The following is a 21,091-nucleotide window of genomic DNA, read 5'->3' as shown; positions in this document are numbered from 1 at the left end:
GATGGGCGAGGGCATCGCATTGACGGTCTCATACGATGGCTCCGGCTTCCACGGCTTCGCGCGCCAGGAGGGCCTGTCGACCGTCCAGGGCACACTGGAATCCGCTCTGGCGACTGTCTTGCGGACTGAGATACGTACGACTGGGGCAGGTCGAACCGACACAGGAGTCCATGCGCGTGCACAGGTGGTGAGCTTCGAGGCCGACGACGTGTTGCCCGATCTGGACAGCCTTGTGCGCTCACTCAATGCGCTGTGCGCGAGTAAAGGGATCGCCATTAAGGGGGCCCGGCGTACCGCTCCAGACTTCTCGGCGAGGTTCGATGCCTCCAGCCGAGAGTATCGCTACCGCTTAGCAACTGGTGCGACACCACCGGTGTTCATGTCCCGGTACGCTTGGTGGGTCAGAAAGCCTCTCGACTTGGAGGCGATGCAGGAAGGCGGAGTCATTCTGATCGGCGAGCATGATTTCGCATCGTTTTGTGTGGCGCGCTCCGCCGAGGGTAAAAGTACCGTTCGGGCTTTGGAGGTCGTGGATGTGGACCGACACACCTTGTTGGGCGAGGAGTGTGTGACTGTCCGCGTGATCGGCGATGCATTCCTCCATTCAATGGTCCGCGTCGTGGTAGGCAGTCTTGTTGAGGTGGGGATTGGCAAGCGTGAACCTAGCTGGCTCGCCGATGCACTGTCCGCGAAGATTCGGCGGGCTGCGGGCCCGACTGCTCCATCCCATGGGCTCACATTGTGGAACGTCACCTATCCAGAGAGCTGCTGGGTCGATCAAGTGTAGACTGAATTTCCTACATACTATCTCTACGAAATACACATATTTCGCTGTCCGCTCGGGTATAGTCAGAAAAAGTACCAAACCGGAAGGATTCCGCAAGTACGAGCCGAAGTCGCCCTACAGGCACGATGTACGCAAAGGATGCGTCGGCGAAAGGAAGATGGCTATGAGTCCTAGGGGCGTGTGCGATTCCGTGGGGGATGTAGCCCCTCATCGCAGGCTTTCTCTTTTGACGACGGTCTGCACAGCAATCATCCTGTCACTGTTCGTTTTTGCGGGCGCAGCGCAAGCCTCACAGCATGATTATATTGAGCTGGACAGTCATGAGAAGCTAGGCAGCCCAACGCGAGATGCCTGCCAGGTATGTCACGATATGGTCGTAGGAGAGGCCAGCTACTTCATCCTGATCGATGGCTCTCAGGTTCCCTTTATCGAAGAGAACGTTCCTCGGCTTTGTTACCGGTGTCATTCGAACAAGTACAACGAGTGGCAGGCAGGAACTCATGGAAAGCCGGGGAGGGCTAGCTGCATCACCTGCCACAGCCCTCACAGGCCCGGACGGTTCAAGGTCGCCCCCTTGCCTCCATTTCTCGACGAGCCTATTTCCTTCAGAGTGGGCCCTTATGCAGAGCCCTTCACGCCGTTGCCTCCCCCAGCGGATGATCCGCCTTCGCCCTCCTTGCCTGAGTTGGAGATTGTGGCAATCCTTGTCTTTCTGCTAAGTGGCGGACTAGTAGGCATTTCCATAGTGGTGGGAATGTCAGCCAAATCGAACAAAGGGCGGCGGTAGTCATGAAAGACGAATCGATCGATCGACGCGACTTTTTGATCAAGACGGGAATGGTGGCTGGCGCCTTTACTTTGGGTGGCTATGTGGGAGGCATGAGGGTTTTGGCCTCTGTGGAGTCCAAGAGCAACTTGGCGCAGGGACCAAGCGTCAGCTACGCTCCTCCTCCGCTCAAGACCGACGTTAGGTTCGCGATGGCATTGAACACTAAGGCTTGTGTTGGTTGCCGAAGGTGTGTCTATGCGTGCGTCAAGACCAACAACATCCCCAGGTCATCAAATATGGAGTGGATCAGGGTCCAAAGTCTCAAGAGGGGTACGATCAGTCTCAAGAACACTGACTCTCTCTACACGAAGGCGCCGCTACCCGATCGGTGGTATCTGCCGGTTGCCTGCATGCAGTGCGAAAGCCCGCCGTGCGTCAAAGTATGTCCTGTGACGGCTACATGGAAGGATCCCGACGGCATCACGGTTATCGACTATGACAAGTGCATAGGATGTAGATACTGCGTGGTCGCTTGCCCTTACGGCGCCCGCCGATTCAACTGGAAAAAGCCGGAAGTACCCGAAGGCGAACTCAATCTAGAAGTTCCGAAGCGCCCCGTGGGCGTTGCCGAGAAGTGCACATTCTGCATTCACCGCGTCAGGATTGGGCGGACTCCAGCTTGTGTGGAGGCCTGCCCAACGGCTGCACGATTCTTCGGCGACATGAACGATCCGGAGAGTGCTGTATCCAAGTTGATTATCACCAGACGAGCTTTCCGCTTGAAGGAAGAGCAAGGTGCCGATCCTCGCTTCTACTATTTAGGGTGAGCCTAGATGCAAAATGACAACGCGGAGTATCTAGAGACGAAAGATGCCTCGGGAGGAAGTATGGCCCCTAAGAAAAACGGTCCTACCTTTGTGTTTTATGGTTGGGTGACGACTCTTGTGCTGCTGATAGGCCTCGGGGTCTATGCCTATTATTTCCAAACACCACTCGCCCGAGGCCTTGTCGTCACCGGCTTGAGAGACGGGTTTCCATGGGGGTTCTATATCCAGAACTTCATGTTCTTTGTAGGATTAGCCGCCGGTGGACTCGTGGTTTATGCGAGCGTGTATATCTTTGACGCCCGGGAGTTCAAGCCGTTATCCAAACTGGCAGTTCTTCAAGCCTTGGTGTGCACGCTGTTGGCAGCGCTCTTCGTACTGATTGATTTGGGTCGTCCCGAGAGGGTTTTTTGGTTTCTCTTGAGTCCGAACTTCAGCTCCATCTTCGTTTTTGACTTCATTATCTTGAACTCCTATCTAGCAATTTGCGCTATTGCTCTGTGGCTGTCTCACACGGGGAAGGGTTCTCCCAGGTTTCTTCTGGGGATGGCCATCGTTTCTCTGACAGCCGCGATCTCGATGCACTCAATCACAGCCTGGGTGCTCGGCTTTGTCAGGGGCGAGGAGCTCTGGAACACAGCACTGATGGCGCCTCTGTTTGTTTCATCGGCTGTTGTTTCTGGCCTCGCATTACTTATTCTCATCAGTCTGCTCGTGTCGAAGTTCACCGGCACGAGATTCAAGGACGAGATATTCTTCAAAATGGGAAAGCTGCTGGCTGTTGTGGTACTCGTTGACCTTTTCTTCCTGCTTGCTGAAATGATGACTGCTCTTTGGCCAGGTGCGGGCAAGCCCTCCTACGTGGAAATGTATAGCTTGCTGCTGACAGGAAAGTACGCACCGCTATTTCTATCGCAAGTGTTTTTGTTCGGCTTGCTGCCCTTCGTCCTTCTGGTTATCCCTAAGATCCGTAAGTCGATACCAGTGATCGCTCTCGCCTCGCTGCTTCTGGTGATAGGTGTGTTCATAAAGAGATTCATCTTGCTCGTCAAAGGCTTAGGGGTGTCCGCGATGGGAGAGTTGACATCCTACGCCCCCACCTTTCAAGAGGTTTTGGTGGGCGTGGGCCTTTGGGCTGTCGGAGCGTTGATCATCACCATTGGAGTGAAGCTACTGAACATTAGGGCCCCGGAAGTATAGGCAGAGAGAGGGCGATCAACGTGAAAGGCAAACTGGTTGCGGTGATCCTAGTGCTCTTGGCGGGGGCAGCGGCACTGCTAGTATTTGCGTTGACGGGTGTGGGCGAACAGGCCCCAGAACGAGTCGCATGCGGCGGTAGTGGCTGCCATGGCGAGCAGGTCGACGCCGTGCTGGCAGGCCCACATGTTGACATTCAGTACTGGGGAGAGCGGCTGATCCCTGATTTCGATCCAGATGCGACTCTTTCCTGCCAGGTTTGCCATGCAGGAGCCCTAGACCACGCGGCAGACCCTGAGAACCCGGAAGCTAGGGTTGCTGTGGTGTTCGCTCGGGAACAGTGTGGTCAATGTCACGTGGATCAATACACGACCTTTAGCTACGGCGATTCCTTCCGGACAAGGTACGGGGGATCCCCGGGCCCACAGGAGCCCCTGGCACCAGGGGCCCAGCCCGTTGACGAGGCTATTGGCGATGTCGGCGCCTTGCGGGCCAAGACCATGGATTGGGAGTATTACAACACGCTGTTGCACGGTCATGGGTTTGTCACTGAGTACAATGAAGACAGGAGTCACAGTGTCGCACTTCTGGATCACTACAACATCAGCCGAGGCAAGTTCGAGAATTGCCTCCAGTGTAAAGCGACCGAGGTTGTCTACTACTGGAACAGCGGTATAACAAGAACTGTTCAAAACGAGGTCAAGGTCCAGTCCGGACACTTTGCACCCGGCCAGGTCATCACCATTCCGGCAGGCACCGAGGTTTACCTATCCACTGACCAAGAAACGCCACACCCCGAGACCGGTCTGCCGAACTACGAAGTAAAGGTGCGCGTTACTCTGCCGGATGGCGTTCAGTACGCGTCGTATAACGCGACAGGCGTTGCCGCCGAAAACAACGGAAGACAGTCTCCTGAGGCTAGAAAAATGCTTTGGGCGGCTACTTACGCCTTGGTTGTCGACGAACTACCAGAAGGTTCGCCCACCATTCCTGGTGGGATCACATGCAATCAGTGCCATAATCCTCACGACACTCAGTTCAGGATCATTCGGCAGGCTCTCATTAGCGCGGTATCCGAACGTGGAGTCAATCCATACGATCCGGCTAAAGCCGAAATACGAAGCATGGACGATCCTGCATTGAGCGTCTACGATCGCAACATCTTGCTTTGCGCTCAGTGCCACGTGGAGTATGTGTGTGGGTTCAGTCCCATTGACACAACTATCCGAGACTACTTTCCTTGGCGCAAGGAGTTCGACCTCGAGGCGGACTTCAGAGCCAGATTCAACTATGCTCAAGACTTCCGTCACGGCATTGGGCCGCAGCCTTGGCAAAGCGACGATCGGGCAAAGCCTGGATACTTCCCTGAGGGGGCGCTATATCCCATCGGTGAGAGATTGATAAAGAGCCAACATCCTGAGGTTGAGTTCTACTGGCAGAGCCGTCACTACGCCAACGCTACCAGCTGCAATGCCTGTCACATGCCTAGGGTGAAACTTAACCCCGCCGAAGTACCCGACGACCAGCTCACAGGACCTCGGAGGCGTACGTTCACATCGCACTGGATGGCCTCCCCGATAAAATATATGACCCCCGGGCCAGCCGAAAGGTTTGCGGAGCAGGCGCAGATCTCGTTGCCGAATGGGGTTATCGAGCCCTGCGGAACTTGTCATCTTGAGGCGGGGGAGCCGACACGGATGATCAATGCGGTTCATCGCATCCAGGATGAATCCTACACCCTTGGACTCTGGGCACAAGATGCCCTGGTGATCGCCTTGAGGGAGATATGGACGGCCAAGAACGCTGGCGTTCCTGACGACAATTCCTATCTAAGAGAAGCGGTAAGCAATTACCAGACAGCACATGTGCTCTGGGAGAATCTGGCGGTTTCGGAGAACAGTAAGGGGTTCCACAACCCCAGCGGCTTTCTAGTCTCGATGAACAGGGCCATTGTTCAGGCACAAGCGGCAGCCGATTACGCCAAGAAGGCAAGGGCGTCACAATAACCAAACCGCACTGCCTCGCCGTGCTTAACTGTTATTGACTCAACGGTGCCCGATGGCTATAGTCTAAGGGTTCGTTTGTGCCCCGTGAAAACTCATTCGAACAGTACTAGATCATTTTTGAAGTTGGAGGATAAGTGAAGACCTACCATGCGAAACCAGGCGAAGTCGAGCGCGAATGGCTGCTCGTTGACGCGAACGACATGGTGCTGGGTCGTCTTGCTAGCAGGGTGGCTCAAATCCTGAAGGGCAAGAACAAGCCTCAGTACACACCTCACGTCGATACCGGTGACTTCGTTGTCGTCATCAACGCTGAGAAGATCCGATTGACCGGTAATAAGATGGCTACCAAGATGGCCTATCGGCACAGTGGGTACAATGGCGGTCTCAAAGAGACTCCGATCTCCCGAATGCTGGAGCGCCATCCAGATCGCGTCATCACACGCGCGGTCAAGGGCATGCTGCCCAAGAACACTCTTGGCAGAGCCATGATGAAGAAGCTCAAAGTATACGCAGGCCCAGAGCATCCTCATGTTGCACAGGGGCCGCGATCGATAAACCTGGAGGACCACGTCGATGGCTGAGAATCAGGCTGTATATTGGGGTACCGGTAGGCGGAAGACCTCTGTAGCACGGGTGCGTTTGGTCCCAGGGACGGGGAAAATCACCGTCAACGGCAGGGATGCACTTGATTACTTTGGGAGAGAGGCTCTTGTGGCCTTCGTCCAGACCCCTTTTAAGGCAACCGAGACCACCGACAGGTTCGACGTCATCGCGAGGATCCACGGCGGTGGCATCAGCGGCCAGGCCGGAGCTCTTCGGCATGGAATCGCCCGCGCACTGTTGGAAGCCGGCGATGATTATCGTGGCGAATTGAAGAAGGCGGGTTACCTGCGAAGGGATCCGCGTATGGTCGAGCGCAAGAAGTACGGCCTCAAGAAGGCTCGCAAGCGTCCTCAGTTCTCCAAGCGCTAGGGCGAACAGAGGATTCTCAGAATGTTTCAGGACCCGCCCATGCTGGCGGGTCCTGTGCGTAATCGGCAAGAGAAAGGTGCTAAGGATATGGCCCGACTGTTTGGGACCGATGGGGTACGAGGGATAGCGAACGAGGCGCTCACTCCAGAGATCGCGTTTCGGCTAGGCGAGGCGGCAGGCTACTTCTTCGGCGAGGAAGGTTCGTCGAAAATCGTGATAGGCAAGGACACGCGCACGAGCGGGGATATGCTGGAGGCTGCGATGGTCGCCGGTATCACATCGGCAGGTGCGGATGTTCTGCTCTGCGGCATCGTGCCGACCCCGGCGGTAGCGTATTTCACGCGTATGTGCGGAGCCTCGGGCGGTATCGTTATCAGCGCTTCGCACAACCCACCCGAGTATAACGGCATCAAGTTCTTCGGCCCGGACGGATTCAAGCTTTCCGACGGGATGGAGAAGCGGATCGAGGACTTCGTCGCCGAAGGAGGGAATGGGAAGCGTCCTCTCGGCGACGGGATCGGTCGCGTTCGACATGTGGATGATGCCACGTCGCGGTATGTGTCTCACGTGATGGACACGATCGATGTCGACCTTGAGGGACTGACGGTCGCTGTCGATTGCGGGCATGGGGCCGCATCGATCACGACTCCTCGCGCCTTGAAAGAGCTGGGAGCCAAGGTAATCGCAGTTAATTGTGATTTCGACGGAGCACAGATCAATGTGGGCTGCGGATCGACTGATTTGACCATGCTGCGGGAGTTGATACTGACGCACAAGGTGGATATCGGGATAGCGCACGATGGCGATGCGGATCGCGTCATCGCCATGGACGAACGCGGCAATGTAGTGGACGGCGATACGCTGCTTGCGGTTTGCGCAACCCACTTGCATTCGAAAGGTGCTCTTCCCGAGGCCACGGTTGTGGCAACGGTGATGAGTAATCTCGGCTTCCAGGTCGCCATGCAGAACCAGGGGGTACGAGTTCTCCAGGCCAAGGTGGGCGATCGCTACGTCCTCGAGGAAATGCGAGCCAGTGGAGCGAATCTCGGTGGCGAACAGTCGGGCCACATCATCTTTCTTGAGCACAATTCCACCGGCGATGGACTGGTTGCGGCCCTTCAGCTAGCATCAGTGATGAAGGAGCGCACACTTCCGCTCTCGGAGCTCACTAAGGTTATGGAGCGGTACCCTCAAGTGCTTACAAACGTTCGCGTTCGTGACACAGGCTCATTGGCGGGAAATGAAGCGATCAACGAGGCTGTCTGCAGCGTCGAGTCGGTATTGGATGGCAACGGACGCGTGCTTGTGAGAGCCTCTGGGACCGAGCCGCTGGTACGGATAATGGTGGAGGCCCAGGACGAGGATCTGGCTGGTCGATCAGCCGCGAGCATCGCGAGGGTCGTCGAACGGGAGTTGGGTTAAACGGTCGAGAGGCGCTTCGGGTAACCGGAGCGCCTCTCGATTGTAGGTGATCCTGCTTAGACCTGAGACTCCGGTCTAACGGGGGTATACCTTTGTGGCCTGCGGCTTACCGTTTCGGCCTGTGGCCTCCTCGAAAGATACAGCCTGACCCTCCTCGAGGGTCTTGAATCCCTCGACCTGGATCTCTGAGAAGTGCACGAAAAGGTCGTCTCCACCCTCGCGCTCGATGAAACCGTAACCCTTTTCTGCGTTAAACCACTTAACCGTACCATCTGCCATGCTGATCCATCCTTCCGCCCCGCGGGGCAAAAACAAAGCGACGCGCTGGTTCCGCGAATTGGCGGTCATCCACGTCGCGATCCTCTTGGGCCTTCATGACCCAACAGCACAGAATAATAGCACAGGTCCATATCATTGTGCGAGTACTATCGCTAGCGTGCTAGATAGGCGCGACGTTGCTATAATGCAAAGGCTCGTATACATTGCACAATTCTCGTCACTGAAGGGAGTGCCTATGCGGTAGGACTTGGATAGAACGAAGCGCCTGGACTGGCTTTCCCAGTCGACGAGGAGAGAGCTTATCGATCAATCGGCGGATGGCTCTCCGGCCTACCGGGGTCGATACGTCACCGACAAAGGCTGCGGGTGACCGCAGAGACAATGCGTGGGCGATCCGGAAATCATGAGCAGCACGGCGGCCTGGTTCGTGCCGCCCTGTTTGTCGAATCACTTGATCACTGCTTCGCGTCAAGTAGCTGATCGTTCAACTGAAAGGTGAAATACATATCATGTGCGGAATCGTAGGCTATACAGGGACGAAGTCGGCCACGGAGGTCCTTCTCGGCGGGTTGGCTCGACTGGAGTATCGCGGGTATGACTCGGCGGGAGTCGCCGTGATGGAAAACGGTTCGATCGATGTCGTCCGAAGGGTCGGCAAGCTTGTCAACTTGAAGGACGCACTCGATGAGAGGCCGGTGGGAGGGCACATCGGCATTGGGCACACGCGATGGGCGACTCACGGAAAGCCCAGCGAGGAGAACGCTCATCCCCACGTGGATTGCACCGGACGTATCGCTGTGGTGCACAACGGGATCATCGAGAACTATCTCGAGCTTCGGGAGGAGCTCGCTCAGAACGGGCACATCATCCGAAGCGAGACCGACACAGAGGTCGTCGCTCATCTGGTTGAGGCATACTTCGATGGCGATCTGGCTAGGGCGGTCCGCAGGGCAATCGCGCGCCTGCATGGCGCATATGCTCTCGGAGTCGTGCACCTAGACTCGCCGGATACCATCGTTGCCGCCCGAAAAGACTCGCCGCTTGTCATCGGCTTGGGCGAGGACGAGAACATCGTGGCAAGCGATATCTGCGTCCTGCTCGCATACACTCGCGACGTTGTGGCGCTAGCCGACGGGCAGGTAGCCACGGTGACTAGGGATGCGGTCGTCGTGACAGACGCTGATGGGAAGATCGTCGAGCCCGAGATGCTGCATGTGGAGTGGGATCTGGAGGCTGCCGAGAAGGGCGGCTTCGAGGATTTCATGCTCAAGGAGATATACGAGCAACCGAAAGCGATACGCGCGACACTCAGTGGGCGCATGCGCGATGGCCAGATCCAGCTCTCGGAGCTGAACATGACCGTCGAGCAGATCGTCGCTATCGACAGAATAGTCATCCTTGCTTGCGGCACCAGCTATCACGCCGGGATGGTAGCAAAATCGCTCATTGAGAAGTGGGCGCGCATCTCCGTCGAAGTGCAGGTCTCCAGCGAGTTCCGATATGGCGACCCAATCGTGGATGATCAGACACTCGTCGTGGCGATCACCCAGTCCGGCGAGACCGCGGATACACTGGCGGGAGTGCGCGAGGCTCGCGAAAGGGGCGCGAAGGTCATCGCCATCACAAACGTCGTGGGCTCACGGATCACGCGCGAAGCCGACGGAATCCTCTACACCCACGCCGGTCCCGAGATCGGAGTCGCAGCGACAAAGACGTTCACGGCTCAGATTGCAGCACTGACAGTCCTGGCCCTAAAGCTCGCGCAGGTCAAAGGCTCTTTGCCCCAGGAGCGCGTAGAGTCTCTGTGGGCAGAGCTCTCCAACATGCCGGAGATCGTCGAGGCGATCTTAGCCGATGCCGACGAAGTCGAAGAGTGCGCGGCGTCCTACACCGACGTCAACTCAGCGCTGTTCCTGGGAAGGGGAGTCGGTGTCGCAGTGGCCATGGAGGGTGCGCTCAAGCTCAAGGAGATCAGCTACATACATGCCGAAGCGTATGCTGCCGGCGAGATGAAGCACGGCCCGATCGCGCTGATCTGCAAAGAGCTACCGGTGGTCGTGGTGGCTACCCAGAGCGAGACTTACGAGAAGGTCGTCAGCAACATCGAGGAGGTCAGGGCCAGAGGCGCCGACGTCATCGTGGTTGCGACCCATGGGGACAACCAGATTGCGCACCATGCTGAGCATGTTCTAAAGGTTCCGGCGACGTCTGAGGCTCTTTCGGCGATTCCGGCGACGATTCCTTTGCAGCTGCTGTCGTACAGAATCGCCAAGCTGCGTGGGTGCGATGTCGATCAGCCCCGTAACCTCGCCAAGTCCGTCACGGTCGAGTGACGATGGATGACAGCCCTCAAGTTTGCAGCGAGGCGATAGCCCGCAGCGATTCGGTGATCCGTGGCCTGGGCGTCGACATTGTGGAGATCGAGCGCATGCGGCTCGCGCTCCAGCGTCACCCTAAGATGAAGACCCGCATATTCTCTCAGCAGGAGCGCGACTATTGTGAGAAGCGCAACCGCCCGGAGGTGCACTACGCGATGCGATTCGCCGCCAAGGAGGCAGTCCTCAAGGCGATCGGTACCGGGTTTTCCGGCATGCGCTTCGTTGACGTCGAGGTCCTCAGGGACGGCGGCGGGCGCCCTCGGCCAGTCCTGCACGGCAGAGCTGCCGAAGTGGCCGAGCAGGCCGGAGTGGTGGAGCTTCACCTATCGCTGTCGTTCACGCACCAGACTGCGGTTGCCTCGGCAGTTGCGATCACGGCTGCGAACCGCCCCAGGCCTCCGGCCGAGCCCGAGAGCGCCGAAGCTCGATTCGCTGCCTCCTTCAAGGATGCCAGAAGTCTGCTCGATGAGTTGCAGCAGGGTGGCGAAGGGGAAGAAACAACGGTAGAGGGAGCGCTGGAGGAGTCTGGGCCTGAACGTTAGGTCGCGACTCCATAGTGGAGAGGACGGTTGTTGCGTCTCGCGCTGACACGCCAGGGAGTCATAGCCGCTGAGCAGTTGGCGGTTGAGTCGCTGGGAATCGGACTCGCCGAGCTGATGGAACGGGCGGGCCAGGCAGTGGTCGCCGAGGTTCTGGCTCGGGCAGCAGCAGGGTCGGTTGTGGTGTTCTGCGGTGCGGGCAACAACGGCGGGGATGGTTGGGTCGCATCCCGGCTTCTCCACGAAGCAGGACGGGAGGTCGTGGTCGTCACGGCGAGCGAGCCCGGCCGCGTCGGAGGGATCGCTGGGGATGCGGCACTTGCAGCGGTCGAAAGCGGAGTGCCATGGATAGTCGCCCCCGATAGACTCCCAGAAGGCATCCTCGACGGCCGTACAGTGGTCATCGATGCGATCTTCGGTATTGGGTTCCGCACTCGACCTGTCGCGCCCCCCTATGACTCGTGGATCGTGGCGATCAACAGCCATGACGCCCTCGTGATCTCGGTCGACATCGTATCGGGTCTCGACGCCGACACCGGACAGGTGAGCACTCCGGCGGTTAACGCTGCGGTCACTGTCGCTCTGATCGCGCCGAAGGTCGGATCGATGCTCTATCCCGGCGCCGACTTGAGCGGGGAGGTGGCGGTTCGCGACATCGGCGTGTCGGGACTTGAGAGTCGCTCGCTCGGCGGACTCGAGCTGTGGGATCGGGAGGAGTACCGCACCCTGCTGCCAAAGTTTGGGCCGACCACTCACAAGAAGAGCCGCGGCCGGGTCCTGATCGTCGCCGGTTCGGGCGCTTATGCGGGCGCGGCGATACTCACGGCGATGGGAGCCCAAAGAAGCGGTGCCGGCTACGTCTCGCTGGTCGTCCCGCGTTCGATCGCTCCCATCGCCCAGGGCCGTCTGCCCTCGGTGGTCGTCATGCCTGCCGAGGAGGAAGCTCCACAGGTTTTCTCGGCAGGTGCGTCGATTGCGATCGCGGGCATGGCTCTCGACTTCGACGCCGTGGTGATGGGCCCGGGGATGACCCGTGAGCCAGGGGCCGAGGCGTTGGTCCGGCAGCTGATCGAGACCCTGGATGCACCGGTGGTCCTCGACGCCGACGGCATCAACGCCATAGTTGGGCAGCTCCACCTGTTTTTGAACCGACAGGCTCCCACGATCATCACCCCGCACGCCGGCGAGCTTGCGCGCCTTGTCGGCGTCACGTCCGAGGAGGTGCAGTCGGACCGAGTGCGTTACGCGACGCGGCTTGCGGGACCGCACTTATGCTGCGCGTTCAAGGGCGCGAGAACCCTGATCGCCGGCGAGGGCAGGCTGGCGCTCAACCTCCCAGGAGGCGTCGAGCTGGCCACAGCGGGCACGGGTGATGTCCTCGCGGGCATCATCGGGACCTTCCTAGCACAGGGCCTGTCGCCGATGAATGCCGCCGCCCTGGGGGCCTTCGTACACGGCTTCGCTGCCGAGCGTGCTGCTGCTGCGATGACCAACAGGTGCGTCATCGCCGAGGATATCCCCGACTTCTTACCGGAAGCTTTCCGGTATCTTCTCGGCGAATAAGGGGCAGATGAAGGCGCGCTGACATAGAATGGGATGAGGGATTGGTGGCGAAAGGAAGTGACGGATGTCAGAACGCACAGTGAAGGATGTCATGTCGGCGGATCCTATGACGGTCGGACCGGAGTCCTCGGTGACCGAGGCGGCCAGGCTGATGGTGGATAATAAGATCGGCTCGCTGCCGGTGATCGAGAACGGTAAGCTGGTCGGCATAGTGACCGAGGGCGACTTGATCATGCAAGACGTCAAACTCGAGTTCCCCACCTACTTGCACCTGCTCGACGGGTTCATCATGTACCCCGGGGCAACGGCGCGCTTCGAAAGCGAGCTCAAGAAGGCGGTCGCTGCCGACGTGCGCACCGTGATGACGGCGGATCCCGTCACAGTGCAGGCCAGCGCCACGCTTGAGGACGCTGCCACCCTGCTGGTCGAAAAGGACGTGAGTCGACTGCCGGTCATGGACGGCGAGACACTCATCGGTGTCGTCAGCAAGTCCGACATTGTTCGGTCGCTGCTGGACCAGGAGTGACCCTCCGATGCATCTGCGCGACGCCTGGGTAGAGGTCGACCTTTCGGCGATCTCTCGGAACGTCAGGGCACTTAGAGCCCTGCTGGCGCCCGGCGTCGGGTTCATGGCGGTCGTGAAAGCCGACGCGTACGGACACGGAGCCGAGGCGGTAGCGAGGACCGCCCTTTCGGCAGGCGCCAACCGCATAGGCGTGGCCACTGCCGAGGAGGCCATCGCCCTCAGGGCAGGCGGCGTCCGTGCGCCCATCCAGTTGCTGGGCCAGCCGCCGATATCTGCGATCCATGAGCTACTCGAGCACGCGATCATCCCCGCAGTCACGACTTTCGAGTTCGCCTCGAGTCTGGCGAGGATTGCGGGTGCCAGGGGGGTCGAGGCACTGTGTCACCTGAAGGTCGATACAGGGATGAATCGCATTGGCATCAGACACGATGAGGCCCCGCTGTTCGCTCGGGAGATGGCGGACCTGCCTGGCTTGAGTATCGAGGGCGTGTTTACGCACTTCGCCACCGCCGACGTGCCCGGGGACTGGGATTTCGGGCTGCAGGTCGATAGATTCGAAGAGGCTGTCGCTGGCATCCGCAGCGAAGGAGTGGACCCTGGGATCGTTCATGCAGCGAACAGCCCCGCTGCCATCTTGAGCCCGAGGACCCATCTTTCGATGGTCCGATGCGGGCTTGCGATGTACGGGTTGCATCCTTGCGAGGCCACCAGGGAGGTCGTCAACCTCACTCCGGCCATGTCGGTCAAGGCGCGGATCACGCTGAAGAAGCGCATCAACATCGGGGACGGGGTCAGCTATGGCCTGACTTGGCGCGCAGCCGAGCCATCCGATCTGGTGACGCTACCTTTGGGGTATGCCGATGGAGTGCACCGGGCAGCCTCCAACACCATGGAGGTGCTGATCGGCGGAAAGCGATGTCAGCAGGTCGGGCGAGTGTGCATGGACCAACTCATGGTCGTCCTGCCCAGGGGAAACAGCGCGAAAGTCGGCGACGAAGCGGTACTTGTCGGAAGTCAGGGCGCCGAGCGAATCGAGATCGATGAGTTGGCTCAAGCTGCGGGGACCATCAACTACGAGCTGGCCTGCGCTTTCGGGATGCGGCTGCCTCGGCGCACCGCGTAACACGACTTCTCGGGTCGCGGGGGCGGTTCTTGGAAAATTCTGGTAGGAACCCGATTCCCTGCGTCGAACAATACCTCTGAAGCGGTCAGAGTATGGATGCTTGATGCATTGGCCGGACTCGAACCAGGACGGGGGCATGCGGCGTGGGCGACGATGTGATTGCAGGAGCCAATCTCACCTCGGGTAAGCGGGAGATGGACTTGAACTCCCCTCTGTACCTCATCAAGGAGAAGGAACTTGAGATAACCGGGCGGGTTCTTGCGACCAGACAGCAAGCCGAGGAGATCGTCGCAGAAGCTCGGAAAAAGGCGGTGGAGGTCAAAAGAGAGGCCGAAGCCGAGGGTTGGGATCTAGCCGAGGGGGAGAAGAAATCCTGCCTGAGTAACTTGAATCTCCAGCTGGAACGGATCGCTTTAGAGTCCGAGGCCGAGGTGGAGGCTCTTTGCTCCAGGGCATCAAGTCGCGAAGATGAGGCAGTCGAGTTTGTAATCGGTGTGGTGACTAGGGTTTAGACGGTAGTACGCTAGATCCATCTGCGGGAGGTGTGTTGTGAAATGTTAGTCCCAATGACTAAAGTCGAGATCATCGGCCCCAAGAATCTCTTCCAGGAAGTCATCAGCATGCTGCACGAGGACGGCTCTCTTCATATCGAAGATCTGTCCGCAAAGATTCAATCGGGGGATGTGCCGCTCGAAAGCATGGAGATCGTCAAGGACCAAAGGGTCGATCAAGACCAAATGGATGAACTTCTGATTCGGGTTCGCGCGATACTCGGGGTTCTTCACAAAGAAAAAGCTCCCATGGACCAGGAAGCCCGACTGCGCGAGTACGATCGCCTCTACTGCCTCAATACGGCGCAACTCGCACAGGAAATAGCTGATGTTGTTGGAGAAGTGGAAGAGCGGACCGCGACGTTGGCCGCCGATCAGGCGGCTATCGAAAGCGAGATCGCCCAGTTGGCTCGCTATGAACCAATACTCGAGAAGATCCAGCCCTTAGCCAAGCAGATTGTTACCACCGGGGCATACGAGTCGGTGGCGCTGCTGATTGAGAGTCGGTACAAAGGCGCACTAGAGCAGCTCAAAGATGAGTTGGACAAAATCACAAATAAGCAATGCGAGATTGTCTCTACTGACGTCGATCAGGACACCACAGCTGCGATTGTAGTTTTCAGCAGAACCTTTTCTGAGCCGGTCCACAAGTTTCTTGCCGTGGAGAACGTCAATCAGATTCGACTACCTAGTGAGTTCCAAGACGTTCCCTTCGATGTCGCGTATGAAGAGCTGAGGGCCAAGCGAAAGGAGCTCCCTGCGGAGCTTCAGAAAATCATTGATGAGCTTGCGGAGATGTCGATCGAGTGGGAACTGAGGCTTCTTGCCATACGGGACGTCCTCATCGATAAGATTGACGAGGTCGGGGTCATCCCGAAGTTCGGATGTACCGAGTATACATTTGTGATTAGCGGTTGGGTTCCCGTGGCTGACTTCGAGGAACTCAGACGGACGATAGTGAGCCGATGGGGGCTCGAGGTCATCGTCTCAACAACTGAGATCAAAGAGGACATGTATGAAGAGACCCCAGTATCGCTTAAGAATCCGGATCGGGTTGCGCCGTACTCCACGCTGATGAACGTGAGAGGTGTTCCGAAGTACGGAACTGTGGATCCGACATGGCTCTTGTTCATTTTCTTCCCCTTATTCTACGGGATGATAGTCGGCGATTTCGGATACGGATCAATAATCCTTGCCGTTGTCATATGGCTGAGATTCAAGTTCCGTGAAATCGAACTGGTGCAGGTCGCTACGGCCATCTTGGGCCCAGCCGCAACTATGAGTATCGCGTTCGGGCTTGCGTACGGAGAGGGTTTCGGGAATGTACCTAAGCTCCTGGGATGGCTCACGTATGACGCACAACTGTATGCGGAGACTGGGCAAAAGATATTTTACTGGTTCGGGATGGTGCCGGTCTTCTATCGCCCGGAACACATTGTTGCCTACATGTGGATGGCAGTGCTTGCTGGGGTGGTTCACATACTGCTCGGATTCACTCTCGGAGTCATCAATGCAGTCAAGACCAAGCACAAGAAGCACTTGTACGAAAAGGGAGGACTGCTCGTCACCTTTTTAGGGGTGCTCGTGATTGTGCTGATCAGCCAACTTACGATTATTTCCGACACCGTCGGTGAAACTGGGCAGATGTGGCTACAAGTCGCAATCGGCCTCATATCTCTGGGCGGCGCGTATTACGCCGTGCGTGGCGGCGGATTGATGGGTGCGGTCGAAGTCCTTCTAGCGGTCTCACACATGGCCAGCTACATAAGGATCATGGCCGTTGGCTTGGGCGGCGCAATGTTCGCCAATGCTGTCAATGAGTTGATGATGGCGATGGGCCATCCGGTGGCCGCAATCATACTTGGGGTGATATTGCACTCACTGAAGATAGTGATTGCCGCATTCGTCCCTTTGATCCATGCCTTGCGTCTAAACTTGCTGGAGTTCTTCGGCACGTTTTACGAGACAGGAAAGCAACCGTACAGTCCGTTTACCAAAGTTGGAGGAGGAAAGAGCGCATGATCAAGAATCGACTGGGGAAGACAATTGCAGGCACAGCGTTTCTTTTGGCGATGGCGTTCCCGGCGATGGCTTACGCCGTCGATCCGGGCGGCGAGGCATCTGCTTATATCGCGAAGGCGATTGCCGCCGCCGTTGCAATGAGCTTCTCTGCGATGGCCGCAGGATACGCTCAGGCAAAGATTGGTACGGCTGCCGCAGGTACGCTCGCCGAGAGGCCCGAAGCGGCCGTATGGGTCGTAGTCCTGCAGGCTCTCCCGGAGGTCATCGTGCTCCTCGGGTTTGTCGCGGCGATCATGATAATCGGTATGCCTGTCACACCGCCTCCATCAAGGTAGTCCGAGGGGATAGTCGGCTCCTACATTCGAAGGATCGAGGTTATCGTACATGGCCCTTGAGGATATCTTCCGCGCACTGGACGAGCAGGCCGAAGATGAGTGTGCTGCGCTTCTTGAAGCTGCGCGTGTGCAAGCCAGTTCGATTGCGGCTGATGCAGCTGACGAGGCCGAAGCTATTCGTAACGGATGCTTATTGAGCGCGCAGACATCAGGACAGGAGGACTCTGCTAGGCGTGTCAATGTCGTGAGGCTTGATGCGCAAAAGCGAATGGGGTCAGTCAAAGAGGAGATAGTAACCAGGGTTTTTAGCTCCTCTCGAGAAAAACTGTCCGAAATAAGGCGGGCTGATGGGTATCCGGAATTGTTTCGTGCGCTGCTGGAGGAAGCGGTGACTGACATGAGCGAGCCCCCAGAAGTCCTGGTTGATCCAGCAGATGAGGAACTTGCGCTCAAGACACTGGCGGATATCGGTGCTCAAGGGTCGGTCCGTGCAGAGATTTCGACTATGGGCGGAGTGGTGGTCAGTTACGCCGATGGGCGGATTGTCAGACGGAACACAATCGAGGATCGTTTGGAAAAGGCAATCCCCTATATCAAATCTGATGTAGCGGAGATCTTGTTCTCATGAACAAGAGCCCTGCTTCGGTACGATCCATCAGCCCATCCAGCGGCAGCGACTACGGATATGCAAATGCTCGGATAAGAGGAATGCGCTCGCGGATGCTGCACCACTCCTTCTTCGAGCAGCTTTTGGAGGCATCAAGTACCAAGGATCTGGTTCAGAGTCTGTTGGAATCGGAGTACGCATCCTCCATTGAGGAAGTGTTGATAAAGGGCATCAGCGCCGCAAACATCGATGGGGCCTTGCGAAACAGTATGGTGCGGACATACGGCAAAGTGACCGGCTTCTTGAACCCGGAGGCCGGTCATATCGTCTCGACCTTGCTTGGCAGATGGGATGTGTTCAATCTCAAATCTCTTTTGAGGGCCAGGCACCTCGGGTTGGAGGCAGAGAGTCTGGGCGCAGGAGTACTGCCGGTTGGCACACTGAGCGTTCATGACATTGATGGACTTGCGCGACTTGAAGACGTGAAAGCGCTTGTGGACACAGTTGCTACATGGGGCCTGCCGTTCGCCAGCCCTCTCAGGGACGGTTTCGCCAGCTATGTTCAGACTGGAGAGCTCCTCGGCATGGAGTTGTCTCTCGACCAGTACTATGCGTCATGGGCGACACAGCGACTGAATAAGCGGGGAAAGAACATTCAAATCGGACGAGCAGTCCTCGGCGCTCAAATGGACGTCTCCAATCTTGTGATGGCACTGAGGCTCCTTCAGGCCGACATCGATGTCGAAGACGTGGAATCGTATTTTCTGCCCGGTGGTATCGAGGTGGATCGTGCGCTGTATATGGATCTAGCTGCCAAGTCAGATGTGGATGAGGTGTTAGAGAGGCTGAAAAAGATATCGTACGGCAGGATACTCGATGACGTAGTCATGGCATACCTAGAACAGAACAGCATCTCCGTATTCGAAAGAGCGCTGGAGCAAGCGTTTGTTCGACGCGTCGTGAAGCTAGGCCGAGGAGACCCGCTGGGGGCAGGCGTTGCAATAGCCTATCTGTGGGCCAAGCAGAACGAGGTAACCAATATTCGGATTATTGTGAAAGGCAAGGAAGTCGGCATGCCGCTCGACCGGATCAGAAAGGAGCTGATACTTGTATAAGCTAACAGTGCTCACCGATACGAGCACAGCAGACGGGTTCAGGCTCTCTGGCGTCGACACGGTGGTAGTCGATTCGGCAGAGATGACCCGCGTCCATCTAAACAGCCTGATTGACGACGAGGACAGCGGAATCATAGCCGTGAACGAGCGCCTTATGGCGGGGATAGACGAGCGAACACAACGTCGAATCGACTCCATCTATCGTCCGATTGTGATATCGCTGCCTATTAAAGAGAAGCTCGAAGTTGGAGATGACCACAGAGCGTACCTTGCGAGACTGATACGTAGAGCTATTGGATTCGACATAACTTTGAGGCGAGGCTGATGATAGTCGGAAAGATATCGAAGATCACAGGACCGGTGGTCGTTGCGCAAGACATGCGTGGCGCGCGGATGTATGACATAGTCCGGGTCGGTCGAGAAGGGCTGATGGGCGAGATAATCCGTCTAGAGGGGGATTTGGCGACCATTCAGGTATACGAGGACACTTCAGGGTTGACGGTCGGGGATATCACGGAGTCCACGGCAGGACCATTGATGATCGAGTTGGGTCCTGGGCTCCTGACCTCCATCTACGATGGAGTACAGCGACCTTTGCCGCTGATCGCCGAGCAATCGGGCGAGTTCATTGAGCGCGGAACCGTGGCTGCAGCCCTCGACCACGAGCGTCTGTGGGACTTCACGCCTGTGATGCAGCCCGGACAGTCGGTAGGACCTGGGGATGTGGTAGGCACGATTCCCGAGGGCGAGACTATAACGCATAAGGTCATGATTCCGCCGGGAGTCTCTGGAAAGGTGGCCACAGTTGCCGAGAAAGGTTCGTATACGGTAGACCAAGTCATGGCGAAGCTTGAGGATGGCTTCGAGATCAAGATGAGTCAGTGGTGGCCCGTTCGCCAAGGGCGCCCATACGTTCGTAAGCTCGACCCAACCCATCCATTCACGACGGGTATGCGGATATTGGATACGTTCTTTCCGGTCGCACTGGGAGGGAACGCGATCATCCCAGGAGGGTTCGGTACTGGAAAGACGGTCACCCAGCAATCTCTTGCCAAGTGGGCGGAAGTCGACATCATCATCTATGTTGGATGCGGTGAGCGAGGAAACGAGATGACAGAAGTCCTCGTAGAGTTTCCCGAGCTTGAAGACCCGGGAACCGGTGCACCGTTGATGGAACGCACCGTGCTTGTGGCCAACACATCTAACATGCCGGTTGCGGCCCGCGAGGCGTCCATCTATGTCGGTGCCACTCTCTCGGAGTACTATCGCGATATGGGATACAACGTGGCCATGATGGCAGACTCGACCTCAAGGTGGGGCGAGGCACTTCGAGAAGTCTCGGGACGTCTCGAGGAGATGCCCGGGGAGGAAGGATACCCTGCCTACCTTGCCACAAGACTCGCTTCATTCTATGAGCGCTCGGGAAGAGTCCAGACCCTTGGGTCTGATGAGCGCATAGGCTCAGTCACGATGGTGGGAGCGGTATCCCCAGCAGGTGGAGATATGTCTGAGCCAATGACACAGAACTCTCTAAGGGTTACTGGAGCGTTCTGGGCCTTGGACACCTCACTGGCGCATAGAAGGCACTTCCCGGCTATATCGTGGACGAAGTCATACACCCTTTACGGCAGTCAGATCCGCGGCTGGTATGAGGAGAATGTTGCGCCGGATTGGCAGGACTTACGCGATCGCGCGATGTTCATACTTCAGAAGGAGACCGAGCTGCAAGAGATCGTACAGCTTGTCGGCCCGGATGCATTGCCGGAATCGGAGAAAGTCATCCTCGAAGTAGCCAGAATGCTGCGTGAGGATTTTCTTCAGCAGTTCGCTTTCGATGATATCGATGCATACTGTCCGCCTAAAAAGGCGTACGTGATGCTGAAGGTGATCTTGGCTTTCTACGATTCTGCCGTTGCAGCGCTAAACAGAGGAGTGTCGCTAAGGCAGCTTCTGGAGACTCCCATCCGCGATCGAATAGCCGGGATGAAGACCACCCCTCATGAGGAGGCCATCCAGAGCCTACCGGGTTATGCGGAACAGTTGGCCGAAGAAATCGCCGGAATCGAGGTGTACTGA

At 57.4% G+C, this 21,091-nt stretch carries 21 protein-coding genes; 20 read left to right on the top strand and 1 reads right to left on the bottom strand.

Translation table 11 applies throughout. The features are described from left to right. The first annotated feature begins 1 nt into the window (after position 1). The 8 genes from truA (at position 2) to glmM (ending at position 7,977) form a co-directional block, all read left to right on the top strand. The gene (truA, locus tag M1617_02475) at positions 2 to 787 is read left to right on the top strand and encodes a tRNA pseudouridine(38-40) synthase TruA (protein ID MCL5887155.1); all 786 of its coding nucleotides are present in this window, start codon (positions 2 to 4) and stop codon (positions 785 to 787) included. Between the two features lie 163 nt (positions 788 to 950). After that, positions 951 to 1,574: a NapC/NirT family cytochrome c gene (locus tag M1617_02470; GenBank protein MCL5887154.1), complete on the top strand. Its 624-nt coding sequence runs from the start codon at positions 951 to 953 to the stop codon at positions 1,572 to 1,574. A 2-nt stretch (positions 1,575 to 1,576) separates the two neighbouring features. Then, positions 1,577 to 2,383 (top strand): 4Fe-4S dicluster domain-containing protein, encoded by an 807-nt coding sequence (locus M1617_02465; GenBank protein MCL5887153.1) that lies wholly within the window; start codon positions 1,577 to 1,579, stop codon positions 2,381 to 2,383. Between the two features lie 6 nt (positions 2,384 to 2,389). Further along, complete coding sequence (gene nrfD, locus M1617_02460; GenBank protein ID MCL5887152.1) at positions 2,390 to 3,580, top strand: polysulfide reductase NrfD; 1,191 nt, start codon at positions 2,390 to 2,392, stop codon at positions 3,578 to 3,580. A gap of 20 nt (positions 3,581 to 3,600) precedes the next feature. Further along, positions 3,601 to 5,583 carry an ammonia-forming cytochrome c nitrite reductase subunit c552 gene (locus M1617_02455; GenBank protein ID MCL5887151.1) on the top strand — a complete coding sequence of 661 codons (1,983 nt, stop codon included), beginning with the start codon at positions 3,601 to 3,603 and terminating at the stop codon, positions 5,581 to 5,583. A gap of 134 nt (positions 5,584 to 5,717) precedes the next feature. After that, a complete protein-coding gene (gene rplM / locus M1617_02450; GenBank protein MCL5887150.1) occupies positions 5,718 to 6,164 on the top strand; it encodes a 50S ribosomal protein L13 in 447 nt (148 codons plus the stop codon). After that, positions 6,157 to 6,555: a 30S ribosomal protein S9 gene (gene rpsI, locus M1617_02445; GenBank protein MCL5887149.1), complete on the top strand. Its 399-nt coding sequence runs from the start codon at positions 6,157 to 6,159 to the stop codon at positions 6,553 to 6,555. Before rplM ends, rpsI begins: the two co-directional genes overlap by 8 nt. A gap of 87 nt (positions 6,556 to 6,642) precedes the next feature. Continuing rightward, positions 6,643 to 7,977 carry a phosphoglucosamine mutase gene (gene glmM, locus M1617_02440; GenBank protein ID MCL5887148.1) on the top strand — a complete coding sequence of 445 codons (1,335 nt, stop codon included), beginning with the start codon at positions 6,643 to 6,645 and terminating at the stop codon, positions 7,975 to 7,977. Positions 7,978 to 8,052: 75 nt separating this feature from the next. Here glmM and M1617_02435 read toward each other — a convergent pair whose 3' ends face one another. After that, a complete protein-coding gene (locus M1617_02435) occupies positions 8,053 to 8,256 on the bottom strand; it encodes a cold shock domain-containing protein (GenBank protein ID MCL5887147.1) in 204 nt (67 codons plus the stop codon). 509 nt (positions 8,257 to 8,765) lie between these two features. Between M1617_02435 and glmS the strand changes: the two genes are divergently transcribed. The 12 genes from glmS (at position 8,766) to M1617_02375 (ending at position 21,091) form a co-directional block, all read left to right on the top strand. After that, the gene (gene glmS / locus M1617_02430) at positions 8,766 to 10,589 is read left to right on the top strand and encodes a glutamine--fructose-6-phosphate transaminase (isomerizing) (protein ID MCL5887146.1); all 1,824 of its coding nucleotides are present in this window, start codon (positions 8,766 to 8,768) and stop codon (positions 10,587 to 10,589) included. Between the two features lie 2 nt (positions 10,590 to 10,591). Continuing rightward, positions 10,592 to 11,176, top strand: a complete 585-nt coding sequence (acpS, locus tag M1617_02425; GenBank protein ID MCL5887145.1) for a holo-ACP synthase — start codon at positions 10,592 to 10,594, stop codon at positions 11,174 to 11,176. Between the two features lie 27 nt (positions 11,177 to 11,203). Beyond that, positions 11,204 to 12,736, top strand: coding sequence for an NAD(P)H-hydrate dehydratase (locus M1617_02420; protein MCL5887144.1), 1,533 nt, complete (start codon positions 11,204 to 11,206; stop codon positions 12,734 to 12,736). A 64-nt stretch (positions 12,737 to 12,800) separates the two neighbouring features. After that, the gene (locus tag M1617_02415) at positions 12,801 to 13,262 is read left to right on the top strand and encodes a CBS domain-containing protein (GenBank protein ID MCL5887143.1); all 462 of its coding nucleotides are present in this window, start codon (positions 12,801 to 12,803) and stop codon (positions 13,260 to 13,262) included. Between the two features lie 7 nt (positions 13,263 to 13,269). Further along, positions 13,270 to 14,385, top strand: coding sequence for an alanine racemase (gene alr, locus M1617_02410; protein ID MCL5887142.1), 1,116 nt, complete (start codon positions 13,270 to 13,272; stop codon positions 14,383 to 14,385). A gap of 143 nt (positions 14,386 to 14,528) precedes the next feature. Further along, positions 14,529 to 14,897: a hypothetical protein gene (locus M1617_02405; GenBank protein ID MCL5887141.1), complete on the top strand. Its 369-nt coding sequence runs from the start codon at positions 14,529 to 14,531 to the stop codon at positions 14,895 to 14,897. Positions 14,898 to 14,939: 42 nt separating this feature from the next. After that, positions 14,940 to 16,958 carry a hypothetical protein gene (locus tag M1617_02400; GenBank protein ID MCL5887140.1) on the top strand — a complete coding sequence of 673 codons (2,019 nt, stop codon included), beginning with the start codon at positions 14,940 to 14,942 and terminating at the stop codon, positions 16,956 to 16,958. Positions 16,959 to 17,023: 65 nt separating this feature from the next. Further along, on the top strand, positions 17,024 to 17,293 hold the full coding sequence (locus M1617_02395; GenBank protein MCL5887139.1) for an ATPase: 270 nt from the start codon (positions 17,024 to 17,026) through the stop codon (positions 17,291 to 17,293). Between the two features lie 49 nt (positions 17,294 to 17,342). Next, positions 17,343 to 17,921, top strand: coding sequence for a V-type ATP synthase subunit E family protein (locus tag M1617_02390; GenBank protein ID MCL5887138.1), 579 nt, complete (start codon positions 17,343 to 17,345; stop codon positions 17,919 to 17,921). Positions 17,922 to 18,013: 92 nt separating this feature from the next. Beyond that, positions 18,014 to 19,015, top strand: a complete 1,002-nt coding sequence (locus M1617_02385; protein ID MCL5887137.1) for a V-type ATPase subunit — start codon at positions 18,014 to 18,016, stop codon at positions 19,013 to 19,015. Next, positions 19,008 to 19,340 (top strand): V-type ATP synthase subunit F, encoded by a 333-nt coding sequence (locus tag M1617_02380; protein ID MCL5887136.1) that lies wholly within the window; start codon positions 19,008 to 19,010, stop codon positions 19,338 to 19,340. Before M1617_02385 ends, M1617_02380 begins: the two co-directional genes overlap by 8 nt. Next, positions 19,340 to 21,091 (top strand): V-type ATP synthase subunit A, encoded by a 1,752-nt coding sequence (locus tag M1617_02375; protein MCL5887135.1) that lies wholly within the window; start codon positions 19,340 to 19,342, stop codon positions 21,089 to 21,091. Before M1617_02380 ends, M1617_02375 begins: the two co-directional genes overlap by 1 nt.

The sequence above is a fragment of the Actinomycetota bacterium genome, from assembly GCA_023488435.1.
Classification (GTDB): domain Bacteria; phylum Actinomycetota; class Coriobacteriia; order Anaerosomatales; family UBA912; genus UBA912.
This window is presented reverse-complemented; position numbering and strand designations above follow the sequence as displayed.

Coding starts and splice junctions, on each gene's coding strand:
- rpsI (MCL5887149.1), top strand. CDS start 6,157: ATGGCTGAGAATCAGGCTGTATATTGGGGTACCGGTAGGCGGAAGACC.
- M1617_02465 (MCL5887153.1), top strand. CDS start 1,577: ATGAAAGACGAATCGATCGATCGACGCGACTTTTTGATCAAGACGGGA.
- M1617_02385 (MCL5887137.1), top strand. CDS start 18,014: ATGCTGCACCACTCCTTCTTCGAGCAGCTTTTGGAGGCATCAAGTACC.
- M1617_02390 (MCL5887138.1), top strand. CDS start 17,343: ATGGCCCTTGAGGATATCTTCCGCGCACTGGACGAGCAGGCCGAAGAT.
- nrfD (MCL5887152.1), top strand. CDS start 2,390: ATGCAAAATGACAACGCGGAGTATCTAGAGACGAAAGATGCCTCGGGA.
- M1617_02435 (MCL5887147.1), bottom strand. CDS start 8,256: ATGGCAGATGGTACGGTTAAGTGGTTTAACGCAGAAAAGGGTTACGGT.
- M1617_02415 (MCL5887143.1), top strand. CDS start 12,801: ATGTCAGAACGCACAGTGAAGGATGTCATGTCGGCGGATCCTATGACG.
- alr (MCL5887142.1), top strand. CDS start 13,270: ATGCATCTGCGCGACGCCTGGGTAGAGGTCGACCTTTCGGCGATCTCT.
- M1617_02395 (MCL5887139.1), top strand. CDS start 17,024: ATGGCTTACGCCGTCGATCCGGGCGGCGAGGCATCTGCTTATATCGCG.
- M1617_02400 (MCL5887140.1), top strand. CDS start 14,940: ATGTTAGTCCCAATGACTAAAGTCGAGATCATCGGCCCCAAGAATCTC.
- acpS (MCL5887145.1), top strand. CDS start 10,592: ATGGATGACAGCCCTCAAGTTTGCAGCGAGGCGATAGCCCGCAGCGAT.
- glmS (MCL5887146.1), top strand. CDS start 8,766: ATGTGCGGAATCGTAGGCTATACAGGGACGAAGTCGGCCACGGAGGTC.
- glmM (MCL5887148.1), top strand. CDS start 6,643: ATGGCCCGACTGTTTGGGACCGATGGGGTACGAGGGATAGCGAACGAG.
- truA (MCL5887155.1), top strand. CDS start 2: ATGGGCGAGGGCATCGCATTGACGGTCTCATACGATGGCTCCGGCTTC.
- M1617_02375 (MCL5887135.1), top strand. CDS start 19,340: ATGATAGTCGGAAAGATATCGAAGATCACAGGACCGGTGGTCGTTGCG.
- M1617_02470 (MCL5887154.1), top strand. CDS start 951: ATGAGTCCTAGGGGCGTGTGCGATTCCGTGGGGGATGTAGCCCCTCAT.